Source organism: Loktanella sp. SALINAS62 (assembly GCF_018263905.1).
GTDB lineage: Bacteria > Pseudomonadota > Alphaproteobacteria > Rhodobacterales > Rhodobacteraceae > Loktanella.
Map to the genome: position 1 here is coordinate 1 of NZ_JAAFZU010000002.1, position 13,932 is coordinate 13,932.

The following is a 13,932-nucleotide window of genomic DNA, read 5'->3' on the forward strand; positions in this document are numbered from 1 at the left end:
TTCCTTGGAAATCGTCATCGTCATCGTCCTTGCTTCTCTCAGGAAGCATGAACCAAATCCCAGTTACACAGAAGGTCGGACACTCTCCCAAACGTGGAAACTCTACTTGGCGGCAAAATATCGTGCTCATCCCAATAGCCCAACAATCCCACCAATTTAGCTGAACCACTCCAGTGACGGGAAAACGCCACCCTGAAAGGTGGCGCTTCATCGTCCAGATATTCTACTGCGTTTTCAACGGCTGGCAAAATAAGGCCAGCAAAGTGGCGGCCGATTTATGCGAAATGGCAGAGAAAAGCCGCCATTTACAACAAAACAGTACGGATCACCCTAGCCGCATTTGGAATAGCCGCAGCTTGCGCAGGTCATGCAGCCTTCGACCATCCTCAGCTCAAAGCTGCCGCAGCTGGAACAGGCCTTGCCGCGCGGTTTGCCGGTCAGGTTCACGACGTCCGCCTGCGGGTCGGTTTTCAGGCCTTCGCCTTCTCCGGTCAAAAAGCCGATGGCAATCATATGCTGCTCGATCACACCGCCGATGGCGGCCAGAATGCTGGGGACGTATTTGCCTTTGACCCATGCGCCGCCGCGCGGATCGAACACCGCTTTCAGTTCTTCAACGACAAAGCTCACGTCTCCGCCGCGCCGGAACACGGCAGAGATCATCCGCGTCAGCGCCACGGTCCATGCGAAATGTTCCATGTTCTTGGAATTGATAAACACCTCGAACGGACGTCGGTGCCCCGCGACAACCAGATCGTTTACGGTGATGTAGATCGCGTGTTCGCTGTCGGGCCACTTCAGCTTGTAGGTGGCGCCTTCCAATTCTGTCGGACGGTCCAGTGGTTCGGTCATATAGACGACCTCTGCCGACTCCCCGTCGGTCTTGACCTGCACCGGCTTGTCCTCGGATACACTTAGCACCGACCCGGTGACTGCGTTGGGGCGGTAGGTGGTGCAGCCTTTGCAACCCTGATCCCAAGCGGCCATGTACACCTCTTTGAAATCGTCAAAGCTGATGTCTTCGGGGCAGTTGATGGTTTTTGAAATGCTGGAATCCACCCATTTCTGGGCCGCTGCCTGCATCCGCACGTGGTCCAGCGGGGCCAGCGTCTGGGCGTTGACGAAATAGTCGGGCAGCGGTGCGTCGCCTTTTTGTTCGCGCCACATCTGCACGGCGTAGTCGACGACCTCTTCTTCGGTCCGCGACCCGTCTTTTTGCAGCACCTTGCGGGTATAGGCATAGGCAAAGACCGGTTCGATCCCGCTGGACACGTTTCCTGCGTAAAGAGAGATCGTGCCCGTCGGTGCGATGGATGTCAGCAGCGCGTTGCGGATGCCGTGTTCGCGGATCGCGTCACGCACGTCGTCGTCCATCACCTGCATCGCCCCGGACGCCAGATAGGCGTCGGCGTCGAACAGCGGAAACGCACCTTTTTCGCGGGCAAGGTCGACGGACGCCAGATATGCGGCGCGGGCGATGGCGTGCATCCAGCGGTCGGTCTGACGCGCCGCTTCCTCTGATCCGTAGCGCAGCCCGACCATCAGCAGCGCGTCGGCCAAACCGGTCACGCCAAGGCCGATGCGGCGTTTCGCCTGCGCCTCTTGCCGCTGTGCGTCCAGCGGGAATTGCGACGCGTCCACGACGTTATCCATCATGCGTACGGCGGTGGCGACCAGATCGGCCAGCGCGGCATCATCCAGTGCAGCCGCGTCCCCGAACGGGTCCGACACCAACCGCGCCATGTTGATCGACCCCAGCAGGCAGGCGCCATAGGGCGGCAGCGGCTGCTCGCCGCAGGGGTTGGTCGCGGCGATCGTTTCACAGTAGCTCAGGTTGTTGGCCGCGTTGATCCGGTCGATAAAGATCACACCGGGTTCCGCCACTTCGTATGTCGACCGCATGATCGCATCCCACAGGTCGCGCGCCTTGACGGTGCGATAAACCCGGCCGCCGAACACCAGATCCCAATCGCCCCCGGATTTGACCGCATCCATGAACGGATCGGTGATCAGCACGCTCATGTTGAACATCCGCAGGCGGGCGGCGTCATGCTTGGCGGTGATGAAATCCTCGACGTCGGGATGGTCGCAGCGCATCGTCGCCATCATCGCACCGCGCCGCGAACCCGCCGACATGATCGTGCGGCACATCGCGTCCCAGACATCCATGAACGACAACGGGCCGGATGCGTCGGCAGCGACCCCGTGGACCGCAGCGCCCTTGGGCCGGATCGTGGAAAAATCATAGCCGATGCCGCCGCCCTGCTGCATGGTCAGCGCAGCCTCTTTCAGCATGTCGAAAATGCCGCCCATGCTGTCCGGCACGGTGCCCATGACGAAACAGTTGAACAGCGTGACCTGACGCGCGGTCCCCGCCCCTGCCGTGATCCGTCCCGCAGGCAGATATTTGAAATCCGCCAGCGCGTCGTAAAACCGGTCTTCCCACGCCGCCGGGTCCGTTTCCACAGCCGCCAGCGCGCCCGCGATGCGGCGCCACGTATCTTCGACCGATGTGTCGATCGGTGTGCCGTCCGCTTCTTTGAAACGGTACTTCATGTCCCAGATCTGTTCTGCGATCGGTGCGGTAAAACGGGTCATGACGATTCCTTTGAGGCGGTGGCAAGACGCGCAGGCATAGGTGCTGCGCCGGGTGTGGTCAATTGAAACTGCAGTCATCAATCCTTAACTGGTCGTCAGGTCAAGAATCGGTTAAGCCGGGGCTGTATACTACATCTGGGGTCACACTTTGGGCAACCACGTAAATCTGGTAAAATTATCTGTCGGAACAGAGTCGATCGAAACCATGCTCGACTGGCAGCGCCATCGGTCGCAGCAGGTCGCGGGCGGGCAATACTACCACGTGACCCGCATGTTTCCCAAACGCGAAACCGAACTGCTGAACGGCGGTTCGATCTATTGGGTCATCAAGGGTGTGATCCTGTGTCGGCAGGAAATTCTGGGCCTGCGCGAGGTGATTGGACAGGATCAGGTGCGCCGCTGCGGTCTGGTGCTGGATGCAGATGTGATCCGCGTCGCCGCGACCCCGAAAAAAGCATTTCAGGGCTGGCGTTATCTGTCCCCCGCCGACGCGCCACCCGACCTTGCCGCAGGCCGCCAGTCCGAAGAACCGCTGCCCCCCGCCCTGTCAAAGGCGCTGGCAGACATCGGCGTGCGATAACGCCACGTCATCGCAGGTGACAGACGCGTCGGCCCGTGCGACGCTGATCCCGTAACCGGGGGGTCAGCATGCATATTTATCCGAATAAATTTTCAGACGTGCCGTTGCGCGACGTGTCGATCACGCAGGCTGTCTTTCAAGGACTCGAAACCCGCAGATCAGAGGTCGTCCTGACAGACGGCCCGACGGGGCGCTGCCTGACAGCGGGCGATGTGGTCGACCAGATCCGCGCATTGGCGGGCGGGCTCCGCGCGCAGGGGTTCGGTCCGGGAAAAACGCTGGCCCTGATGGCGCCGAACATGCCTGAATATTGCGTGATCTTTCACGCCGCGGCCTTTGCCGGCGGTACCGTCACGACGATCAACCCGACCTATACCGCAGCAGAGGTGCGCCACCAGCTGAACGATAGTCAGGCCAATCTGCTGATCACTGTCGCCATGTTCGTGGACACGGCCAAGGACGCGGTGGCTGATACCGGCGTCACGCAGATTTACAGCATCGACGATGCGGTCGGCGTGCCTCGGATCACCGATCTGATGGGCGATCCGCTGGCCGATCAGGTGCCCGTCGATCTGGACGCACATACCGTCGTGCTGCCCTATTCATCGGGCACCACAGGCCTGCCGAAAGGCGTGATGCTGTCGCACCGCAACCTTGTGGTGAACGTCGATCAGATCATCCACGGCGCGGATTTCCAGCGCGGAGAGGTAGCCGCAGGCTTTCTGCCGTTTTTTCATATCTACGGCATGACCGTGCTGATGAACGTCCACCTTGCCGGTGGCGGCGCATTGGTCACCCTGCCCCGCTTCGATCTGGAAATGTTCCTGAAGATCACGCAGGATCACGGCGCGCGGCGCATGTGGGTCGTGCCCCCCGTTGCGCTGGCACTGGCCAAACACCCGATGGTTGCCGATTTTGACCTGTCCAGCGTTGAACAAACGTTCTGCGGTGCGGCCCCGCTGGGGGCCGATCTGTCAAACGCCGTCGGCGCGCGACTGGATTGCGTCAGCCTGCAAGGCTACGGCATGACCGAACTGTCGCCGGTCAGCCACCTGTGCCCACTGAATGACGCAAAGCCCGGATCGTCCGGTATCGCCGCCCCCAACGTGCTGTGCCGCATCGTCGATTCCGAAACCGGGCAGGACGCCACACCCGGGGACGAAGGCGAATTGTGGATCAAGGGTCCGAACGTCATGCAGGGATATCTTAACAACGATGCGGCAACCGCCGCGACCATTGTCGCAGATGGCTGGCTGCGCACCGGGGATATTTCCCGCATTGACGCGGATGGCCATATGTTCGTCGTGGACCGGCTCAAGGAACTGATCAAATACAAGGGTTTTCAGGTCGCCCCGGCGGAACTGGAAGCGACGATCATCGCACTGGACGGCATCACCGACGTCGCGGTCATCGGCATTCCCGATCCGCAGGCGGGCGAATTGCCCATGGCCTTTATCGTGGCAGGCGACAACGCCCCCGACGACGCCACGATCAAGGCGCATCTGGCCCGCACCCTGTCATCCTATAAACAGGTCCACCGCATCGACCGGATCGCCGAAATCCCCAAAAGCGCGTCTGGCAAAATCCTCCGTCGGTTTCTGCGCGACAGGGTTCAGGCCGAAAGCTGACGCCGGCTGCCGGTGGCAAGACGGCACATTCAGTCTAGGTTTTGTGTCCTACCACTGCCGTGACAGGGAGAAAGCGCATGACAAAACCGCTCGATCCCGCGTCGGATGATGACCTGACACTTTCCGCGCCTGACCCCGGCGGAACAGAACGAAAAATCGCGCTGCGGATATTGCACCTGATCGAACGGCTGCTTCTTGCGGTGGTTGTCCTGCTGACCATCGGCGCTGCGGCCCTGGAAATCGTCGCCATCATGCAGTCGATGTCGATTGCGCTGGCCGATATCCTGCTGATGTTTCTCTACGCAGAGGTCATCGGCATGGTGATCGTTTTCTATGCCGACAGACAAGCGGTGTTCGTCTATCCGATCTTTATCGCGATCACGGCGCTGGCACGGCTCATCATCCTGCAAGGCAAGGACATGGCCCCCGAAAACATTCTTTACGAAGCAGTTTCAATCCTGCTTTTGACGCTGGCCGCCCTTGTCATCATCAGGGTCCGCAAATCCTAGATCCGACCCCAAGGCGTCCAGACTGCACGACCACTGTGATGCACGAAAAACCGCGTCACAGCCCCAGCAGCTTTTCCAATGTACGAAAGGTGTCACGCTGTTCGCAGGTCCAGCGCGACCGCGATGATCGGAACAGCGTCGCCTGACTGGCGTGGATCATCCCGTCGGACAAGATTTTCAGCCCGTTCGCGCGCAGCGTTTCCCCGGTCGAGGTGATATCAGCGATCGCTTCGGCGGTTTCGTTCTTGATCGTGCCTTCGGTGGCACCCTGACTGTCGACCAGCGCGTAATCTGCGACACCCTCATGCGCCAGAAATTCGCGCACCAGCCGGTGATATTTCGTGGCGATCCGCAACCGGTGGCCGTGGGTCGCGCGAAACGCGGCAGCGGCAGCATCCAGATCGTCCAGCGTATCGACATCGACCCAGCCCGCAGGCACGGCGATGATCAGATCGGCCCCCCCGAACCCCATCGGTTTCACCTCGCGCACGACGGTTTCCCATTGCGCCAGCTTTTCGCGCACCAGATCGGACCCGGTGACACCCAGTTGGATGCGCCCGGCGGCCAGTTCGCGCGGGATTTCGCCCGCCGACAGCAGGACGAGATCGACACCGTCGATCCCGTCCACCGTCCCGGCATATTCCCGGTCAGACCCGGATTTGCGCAGCGTGATGCCGCGCTTGCCGAACCACTGGAACGTCTTTTCCATCAGCCGCCCCTTGGACGGCACACCCAGTTTCAGCATCACGCGTCGCCTTTCACGGCCAGCACCAGATCGGGGCGGATCACACCGCCCACAGCGGGCACGGCGGTATCGCCCAGCCGCGCGGTCAGCGCGTCGTAACGGCCCCCCGTTGCGACGGGGGGCAAATGCCCCTCTGCCGCGTAGAAGCCAAAGACGAATCCGTCGTAATATTCCAGCGATGTGCGGCCATAGCTGCCTTCGAATTCCAGTGCGGTCACATCGACGTCGCGCGCGGCCAACGCGTCCAGACGTCTGGCCATACGCCTGACCGCTGGTTCGATGGCGGGCATGTCGATGGCGATGTCGCGCAACCGGTCCAGCGCCTGCGACGCCGTCGCGCGCAGATCAAGGATCACATCCAGCAGTGCGATTTCCTGACCTAAAATCGGGGCGGCGGCCGCGTCTTCGCGCAGGGCGGCAATGCGGCTTTCGATTTCGGCCTGCGTGCGCACACCGGCCAGCGGCGGCGCGTCGGCCAGCGGATCGGCCTTGGCCAGCAGTGCAGCACGCGACGCAGGCACCGGCACCCGCCCGCCAAATCGGTCCAGCAGGGCACGAAACCGGCGTGGCCGCCAGATGTGCCGCAGCAATGCCGATTTACGCGCGTCCGTCGTCTGCAACCCCTGCACGGCGGCCATCAACACACCGATATCGCCCGTCGCAGCGCGCAGCGGCAGATCGCCCAACGCAGCGCGGATCGTGGCAAATACTTCTGCCTCGGCGGCGGCGGGATCGTCGCCGCCCATCAGTTCGTACCCGACCTGCACGAATTCACGGGCGCGGTCCGGCACCATGTCCTGTTTGCGAAACACCCGCCCGGCATAGGTATAGCGTGCGGGATCAGCATGCGACTGCATGTGCATCTGCACCACAGGCACGGTAAAATCGGGCCGCAACACCATTTCGCCCAGCACCGGATCGGACGTCAGATAGGACCGTCCGCGAATGTCCTCGCCATACAGGTCCAGCAAGGTGTCGGCGGATTGCAGCACGTCGGTCCAGACCGGCTGCGCGCCCGCATCGACGAAACACGCGGACAAGCGGTCGGTTTCACGGCTGATCGCATTGGCGGTCACGACTGGTCGCCCAGCATCTGGCGGACGCGGGCCAACAAGTCGGCGCGCGCCACCTCGACCTGTTGCGGGCGATCTTTCCATTCTTCGGCGGTGGCGTCCTTGGCCAGTTCCGCGCCCAGGATCAGATCCTTGATCTGCACCACGTCACGGTCGAATTCGTCGCCACCCGCGATGATCGCAATCGGGCTTTCGCGCTTGTCGGCGTATTTCAACTGGTTGCCGAAATTCTTGGGGTTGCCCAGATAGACCTCTGCCCGGATGGGTTTGCCGCCGTCTTTCGGCTGCCGCAATTCCGCGACCATGGTCTGATAGTCGGCCATCCGTGCCTTATCCATCACCGTGACGATAACCGGACCAGCGGCGCGCGTATCCAGCCGCCCCTTGGCATGCAGTGCGGCCAGCAGACGGTCCACACCGATGGACACGCCGGTCGCAGGCACCTCTTGCCCGGTAAAGCGTTTGACCAGATCGTCATACCGCCCGCCTCCCGCGACAGAGCCAAAGTTGCGCGGACGCCCCTTTTCGTCGGTCACCTCAAAGGTCAGTTCCGCCTCGAACACAGGCCCGGTGTAATAGCCGAGGCCGCGCACGACCGAAGGGTCGATGACGATGCGGTCGGGGCCGTAGCCTTGGGCACGGAGTAAGTCGGAAATTTCGGCCAGTTCTTTGACGCCGGAAAAACCAACCTGAGAGTCTACGACAATGCTCTGCAGGTAATCCAAAGCAGCCCAGTTGCGAAGCTTGCTAACTAGATCAGAATTCAAAGAGAGATCCTCGTTGGCAGCGCTTAAATGGGCAGCCTTGTACTCAGAGTAATACTCTCCTCGCAGGCTCTCGGCTTTTCCGCGCAAGAGGTCTTTGACCCCGTTCTCAGCATCAACGAACATCATGATCTTTTCGATCTGTTGCTTACTGAGCCCAGCACCTTTGGTAAAATCGCCGCTTTCATCCTTGCGGCCTTCACCCAGCAGCGCGCGCACGCCGTCGACGCCCAAACGGTCGAGTTTATCAATCGCGCGCAGCACGATGCCGCGCTCGGCCTCCTTGTCGTCGCCGGACAGACCCGCGACCTCCAGCACACCGTTCAGCACCTTGCGGTTGTTGACCCGGATCACGTAATCGCCGCGGGGGATGCCGACGGCTTCCAGCGTGTCGGACAGCATGGCGCAGATTTCGGCGTCGGCGGCGACGCTGGGCGCGCCGACCGTGTCCGCATCGCATTGGTAGAACTGACGAAACCGCCCCGGCCCCGGCTTTTCATTGCGCCAGACCGGGCCCATTGCATAGCGGCGATAGGGCGACGGCAGCGTGTCGCGATACTGTGCCGCGACCCGTGCCAGCGGTGCGGTCAGGTCATAGCGCAGCGCCAGCCAGTCGCTGTCTTCTTCCCATGCGAACACGCCTTCGTTGGGGCGGTCCACATCGGGCAGGAACTTGCCCAGCGCCTCGACCGTCTCGACCCCGGATGTTTCCAGCGGGTCGAACCCGTAGCGGTGATAGACCTCTGCGATCTTGGCCAGCATGTCGGTGCGATGCGTGACCTCTGCCCCGAAATAATCGCGGAACCCCTTGGGCGTCTGGGCCTTGGGGCGCGGGGTCTTTTTCGGCTTTGCCATTGGATCACCTGTGGGTCTGTCGGTCGCGCGCGACATACCGCGCACGGGCCTGCGGGGCAATGGCTTGGCAGATCGTCCGCGATGCCCTAACTCCCGGTCATGGATACCACAGCGCTAGAAGAACAGATCGCCCACCTGACCCGCCTTGTCGAAGACCTGTCGGATGTCGTCGCGCGTCAGGACCGGGACCTGACCATCGCCCAGCGCCGGATCGAAATGCTGATGCAGCGCGAAGCCACGCGAGAGATCGAAGGCGGCGGGACCGTCCCCTTGGGCGATGAACGCCCGCCGCATTGGTGATTTAGCGCCGGATGGCCGCGACCGCCTGATCGACCGGCGTGTCGCCGCCCGTCAGTTCCAGCGTTTCATGATGGATGTCGGGCGTGTCGATCAATGCCGCCAGCGTCGCCGCCACATCGCCGCGCGCCACATCGCCATAGGCAACCGCCCGGCCCAGCGTCACCTGTCCGTCGCCATCCGCGTCCTGCAATGTGCCGGGGCGCAGCAGCACCCAATCTAAATCGCTGGCCGCAACCGCCACATCGGCGCGACGCTTTTCGGCCATGTAATGTTCGAACCCGTCGCCCAGATCGGCGCCACGGCCCGCATCGGGAATCACCGATACGACATAAAGCCTGCGGATTGCATTTTCCTGCGCGGCCTTCAGCACCTTGATCGGGCCGTCGCCGTCGATGACCGTTGCGCGTTCATCACCGCTGCCCGCAGCACCCGCGGAAAACACGACGATATCGGCCCGCTTGGTCGCCTGTGTCATGGCATCGGCGTCCATCTTCATCAGATCGCCCTGCACCGGTATAACGCCTTGTGCGCGCAGATCGTCGGCCTGTTCAGGTTTGCGGTGCAGCCCGCTGACGCGGTGGCCTGCGGCTGTCAGCAGCGGGATCAGCCGTGATCCCACGCCGCCCGTCGCCCCGATAATAAAGACATGTGACATTATGCGGTCCTTTCAAATGACAGGACGCAACGGCTGCGGGGCCGCGATGTTCCGTGTTCAGGGCGTTTCAGTGCCGCTGCCCGCGACCGTGCCTTCGTGCAGCAGGAATTCTTTCCATGATCTGCTGTCGGTGAACTGTGGATAGGCCGTCAGGAACACGGTCCGCCGGGCCAGCACGTCAATCCGGTCGCCGCAGCGTTCGCCGGTACCCACACGGCAAAACGCCAGCTTGATCGCCTCATAGGCGGTATCCGTCTGGGAATAGCGCTGTTCGCTGGCCGGGCGCGCATAGCGTACGGCCTCGTGCGTGTCGACGTCACCGGTCAGAACCAGTGCTGCGGTGAACTGGCGCGCGCATCCATCGGTGAACCCGTCCACGTAATGGGTCCGCAGCGCCGTGCTGCCGGGCGATGTGTCATACACCGTATAGCCAGAGGCCGTTGCAACCGCCGTCCCCATCGCCGCCGAAGAGACACCACAGGTCGTGGCGATATCCCCGAATGACAGCTGCGCGCCGGGTGCGGCCATCGCGGCATCAACGTCGGACGTGACCAAAGGCGTGCCGCCCCCCACGGCCACAGCACCGCACCCCGCAAGGGCTGCACAGACCAACACGGTCAAGGTCGCTTTCATCATCATTCCCATCCAAATATCGCGACACAGCCCCGGCGCTGCGCGCTCAGGCGTCTTCAACCTCGATGACGCCGCCCAGACTGCGCAGCGCCCCCCTGATTTGCGGATTGACCGGGAAATCCTGTCCCAGATCAACCTCGACCTCGCCGGGCAGGCCATCGGCCATCAGGCGAAAGAACACAGGCCCCCGCGCGCCCTTGACCTTGTCGCGGGCGGCGTTCGCCAGAATGGATGCCACCGACGGGATCGCCTCTGGCCCGTCCAGAAACACCCGCAGGCCGTTGCTGGCCGCGTCGACGACCGCGCTGTCGATCGGGCTGACGGACCGGCCCAGCAGTTTCAACTGATCGCTTTCCATCGTCGCTTCGCACTGGATGACGACCTGACTGCCGGTTTCCAGATACTCGCGCGCCGCTTCCAGCGTGTCGCTGAACATCGTGACCTCATATTGCCCGGTCGGGTCCGACAGTTGGACAAAGGCAAAACGATTCCCGCGTGCCGATTTGCGTTCCTGCCGTCCCGACACGGTGCCCGCCATTTTCACGATGGCCGCACCGCGTTCGGCCCGTGCGGTAACTTCGTCCAGCGTCATGACGTTCTTGCGTTTCAGCGCGCCCATGTAATCGTCCAGCGGATGGCCGGACAGATAGAACCCGATGGCCTTGAACTCTTCGGCCAGCCGTTCGGCGGGCAGCCAGTCGTCGCCACCTGCAAGGCGCGGTTCGGGCAAATCTTCGCCCGCATCACCGAACAGGCTGACCTGATTAGAATTTTTCTGGTCGTGGATCGCCGCCGAATAACCGACCAGCGCATCAAGACTGGCCATCACGCGCCGCCGGTTCGGGTCCAGCACATCGAACGCCCCAGCCCGCGCCAGCATTTCAAGGGGGCGCTTGCCCACGCGTTTCAGATCGACCCGGCGGGCCAGATCGAACAGCGTCACGAACTGATCATCGCCGCGTGCGGTCACGATCAGTTGCATCGCATCGACACCGACGTTTTTCAGCGCACCAAGCCCGTAGACCAGCTTGCCGTCGCGCACATCGAACGTCGCCATCGACCGGTTCACGCAGGGCGGGATGTAACCGATGCCCAGTCCTTTTTTGACCTCTTGGAAATAGACGCCCAGCTTGTCGGTCAGGTGGATATCGCAGTTCATCACCCCGGCCATGAATTCGACTGCGTGGTTCGCTTTGAGCCAGGCCGTCTGGTAGCTGACCACCGCATAGGCCGCCGCGTGCGATTTGTTGAACCCGTAGTTGGCGAATTTTTCCAACAGGTCAAAGACCTCTCTGGCCTTTTTCTTATCGACGCCGTTTGCGATGGCACCCGCCTCGAATTTGGGGCGTTCCTTTGCCATTTCTTCGGCGATCTTCTTGCCCATCGCGCGGCGCAACAGGTCGGCCCCGCCCAGACTGTAGCCCGCCATGACCTGCGCAATCTGCATCACCTGTTCCTGATAGACGATGATGCCCTGGGTTTCTTCAAGGATGTAATCGATGCTGGGGTGGATCGATTCCAGTTCCTTTTGGCCGTTCTTCACCTCGCAATAGGTGGGGATGTTTTCCATCGGGCCGGGACGATACAGCGCCACAAGGGCCACGATGTCCTCGATGCAGGTCGGTTTCATCCGTTTCAGCGCGTCCATCATGCCGCTGGATTCCACTTGGAACACGGCGACCGTCTTGGCGGCGGCATAAAGCGCATAGGATTTCGGATCGTCCAGCGGGATCGTCCCGATGTCGTTTTCCGCGCCCGCGGGCGGTTCATACAGCGTGTTGCCGTCCGCATCGACATGCAGCGGGCGGCCCGATTTCAGGATCAGATCCACCGCGTTCTGGATCACCGTCAGGGTTTTCAGTCCCAGAAAGTCGAATTTGACCAGCCCTGCCTGTTCGACCCATTTCATGTTGAACTGGGTTGCGGGCATGTCCGACCGGGGGTCCTGATACAGCGGCACAAGCGCATCCAGCGGACGGTCCCCGATCACCACACCGGCGGCGTGGGTCGATGCGTTGCGCAACAACCCTTCGACCTGCTGGGCATATTTCAGCAGACGGTCCACGACCTCTTCGGCCTTGGCTTCTTCGCGCAGGCGGGGTTCATCGGCCAGCGCTTTTTCGATGCTGACGGGTTTGACGCCTTCGACCGGGATCATCTTGGACAGGCGGTCAACCTGACCATATGGCATCTGCAACACGCGGCCCACATCGCGCACCGCCGCCTTGGACAACAGCGCGCCAAAGGTGATGATCTGACCGACCTTGTCGCGTCCGTATTTGTCCTGCACGTAACGGATGACCTCTTCGCGTCGGTCCATGCAAAAGTCGATGTCGAAATCGGGCATCGACACCCGTTCGGGGTTCAGGAACCGTTCGAACAGCAGCGAATAGCGCAGCGGGTCAAGATCGGTGATCAGCAGCGCATAGGCCACCAGCGATCCTGCACCCGACCCCCGGCCCGGCCCCACGGGGATATTCTGGCCCTTGGCCCATTTGATGAAATCGGCCACGATCAGGAAATAGCCGGGGAACCCCATGCCTTCGATGATCCCCAACTCGAATTCCAGCCGTTTTTCATAATCTTCGACAGGGGCGGCGTGCGGAATGATGGCAAGCCGTGCGCGCAGGCCTTCCTGTGCCTGACGGCGCAATTCCGCGACCTCGTCATCGGCAAATCGCGGCAGGATCGGGTCGCGTTTATACACCTTGAACGCACATCGCCGCGCGATTTCGACGGTGTTTTCCAGCGCTTCCGGCAGGTCCGCGAACAGTGTCGCCATTTCCTGTTGCGACTTGAAATAATGCTGCGCGGTCAGCCGCCTGCGGTCTTCCTGCTGGTCGACATAGGCACCGTCCGCAATGCACAGCAGCGCGTCATGTGCTTCATACAGGTCCGATTTCGGGAAATGCACGTCGTTCGTTGCGACCAGCGGAATATCCTTGGCATAGGCCATTTCGACATGGCCGCGTTCGGTCAATGCCTCTGCCGGGGGCAGACCGTCGCCGTCGGGATGGCGCTGCAGTTCCATATACAGGCGATCACCGAACAATGCGTGCAGCGTGTCCACCAGCGCCTCTGCCCTTGGGCGCTGGCCTTGGCGCAACAGCCGCCCCACAGGGCCATCCGGCCCGCCCGTCAGGCAGATCAGGCCTGCGTTGTATTGCGACAGATCGTCGATGCTGACCTGTGGCACCAGCCCATCGCTGCGCAGATACAGGGCAGAGTTCAGCTTCATCAGGTTCATGTAGCCCTGTTCGGTCTGCGCCAGCAGAACGATGGACGCAGGCGCATCGGGCCGCTTGCCGGGTTCCGGCGTCGTGTAGCCCAGCGCGATCTGGCAGCCGATGATCGGCTGCAACCCCGCCTTTGACGCATATTCGCTGAATTCCAGTGCCGCGAACATGTTGTTGCTGTCGGTCACGGCGACGGCGGGCATGTCGTGCTTTTCGGCCAGCCCGGACAATTTCTTGACCGGAACAGCGCCTTCAAGCAGCGAATATTCGGTGTGCAGACGCAGGTGGATGAATCGGGGTGCTTTGCTCATGCGGGCAACCTACGCCCCGCGCCGGGACTGGGAAAGCGAAACGTG

The 13,932-nt window shown here is 61.8% G+C and carries 11 protein-coding genes; 4 read left to right on the plus strand and 7 right to left on the minus strand.

Annotation, left to right across the window (positions count from 1 at the left end):
• Nucleotides 1-330 precede the first annotated feature (330 nt).
• The gene (locus GZH79_RS02460; RefSeq protein ID WP_211641587.1) at nt 331-2,598 is read right to left on the minus strand and encodes an adenosylcobalamin-dependent ribonucleoside-diphosphate reductase; all 2,268 of its coding nucleotides are present in this window, start codon (nt 2,596-2,598) and stop codon (nt 331-333) included.
• Nucleotides 2,599-2,746: 148 nt separating this feature from the next.
• Between GZH79_RS02460 and GZH79_RS02465 the strand changes: the two genes are divergently transcribed.
• The 3 genes from GZH79_RS02465 (at nt 2,747) to GZH79_RS02475 (ending at nt 5,315) form a co-directional block, all read left to right on the plus strand.
• Complete coding sequence (locus tag GZH79_RS02465) at nt 2,747-3,178, plus strand: DUF1489 domain-containing protein (RefSeq protein WP_211641588.1); 432 nt, start codon at nt 2,747-2,749, stop codon at nt 3,176-3,178.
• A 68-nt stretch (nt 3,179-3,246) separates the two neighbouring features.
• Nucleotides 3,247-4,806, plus strand: a complete 1,560-nt coding sequence (locus GZH79_RS02470; RefSeq protein ID WP_211641589.1) for an AMP-binding protein — start codon at nt 3,247-3,249, stop codon at nt 4,804-4,806.
• 77 nt (nt 4,807-4,883) lie between these two features.
• Nucleotides 4,884-5,315: a phosphate-starvation-inducible PsiE family protein gene (locus GZH79_RS02475; RefSeq protein WP_211641590.1), complete on the plus strand. Its 432-nt coding sequence runs from the start codon at nt 4,884-4,886 to the stop codon at nt 5,313-5,315.
• 55 nt (nt 5,316-5,370) lie between these two features.
• On the opposite strand, the gene hisG is transcribed toward GZH79_RS02475, so the two are convergent.
• Genes hisG through hisS form a run of 3 tightly spaced genes read right to left on the minus strand, consistent with a single transcriptional unit; the run spans nt 5,371 to nt 8,752 of the window.
• On the minus strand, nt 5,371-6,063 hold the full coding sequence (gene hisG, locus GZH79_RS02480) for an ATP phosphoribosyltransferase (protein ID WP_211641591.1): 693 nt from the start codon (nt 6,061-6,063) through the stop codon (nt 5,371-5,373).
• Entirely contained in the window at nt 6,060-7,136 is a 1,077-nt protein-coding gene (locus tag GZH79_RS02485; RefSeq protein ID WP_349291148.1) for an ATP phosphoribosyltransferase regulatory subunit, read from the minus strand. The genes hisG and GZH79_RS02485 overlap by 4 nt, the downstream gene beginning before the upstream one ends.
• On the minus strand, nt 7,133-8,752 hold the full coding sequence (hisS, locus tag GZH79_RS02490) for a histidine--tRNA ligase (RefSeq protein WP_211641593.1): 1,620 nt from the start codon (nt 8,750-8,752) through the stop codon (nt 7,133-7,135). Before hisS ends, GZH79_RS02485 begins: the two co-directional genes overlap by 4 nt.
• A 99-nt stretch (nt 8,753-8,851) precedes the next feature.
• On the opposite strand from hisS, the gene GZH79_RS02495 reads away from it, so the two are divergent.
• Nucleotides 8,852-9,052 (plus strand): SlyX family protein, encoded by a 201-nt coding sequence (locus GZH79_RS02495; protein WP_211641594.1) that lies wholly within the window; start codon nt 8,852-8,854, stop codon nt 9,050-9,052.
• A gap of 1 nt (nt 9,053) precedes the next feature.
• On the opposite strand, the gene GZH79_RS02500 is transcribed toward GZH79_RS02495, so the two are convergent.
• Genes GZH79_RS02500 through dnaE form a run of 3 tightly spaced genes read right to left on the minus strand, consistent with a single transcriptional unit; the run spans nt 9,054 to nt 13,887 of the window.
• Nucleotides 9,054-9,707 carry an NAD(P)H-binding protein gene (locus tag GZH79_RS02500; RefSeq protein WP_211641595.1) on the minus strand — a complete coding sequence of 218 codons (654 nt, stop codon included), beginning with the start codon at nt 9,705-9,707 and terminating at the stop codon, nt 9,054-9,056.
• A 57-nt stretch (nt 9,708-9,764) separates the two neighbouring features.
• Nucleotides 9,765-10,340 (minus strand): hypothetical protein, encoded by a 576-nt coding sequence (locus GZH79_RS02505; RefSeq protein ID WP_211641596.1) that lies wholly within the window; start codon nt 10,338-10,340, stop codon nt 9,765-9,767.
• Between the two features lie 46 nt (nt 10,341-10,386).
• On the minus strand, nt 10,387-13,887 hold the full coding sequence (gene dnaE, locus GZH79_RS02510) for a DNA polymerase III subunit alpha (protein ID WP_211641597.1): 3,501 nt from the start codon (nt 13,885-13,887) through the stop codon (nt 10,387-10,389).
• Nucleotides 13,888-13,932 lie beyond the last annotated feature (45 nt).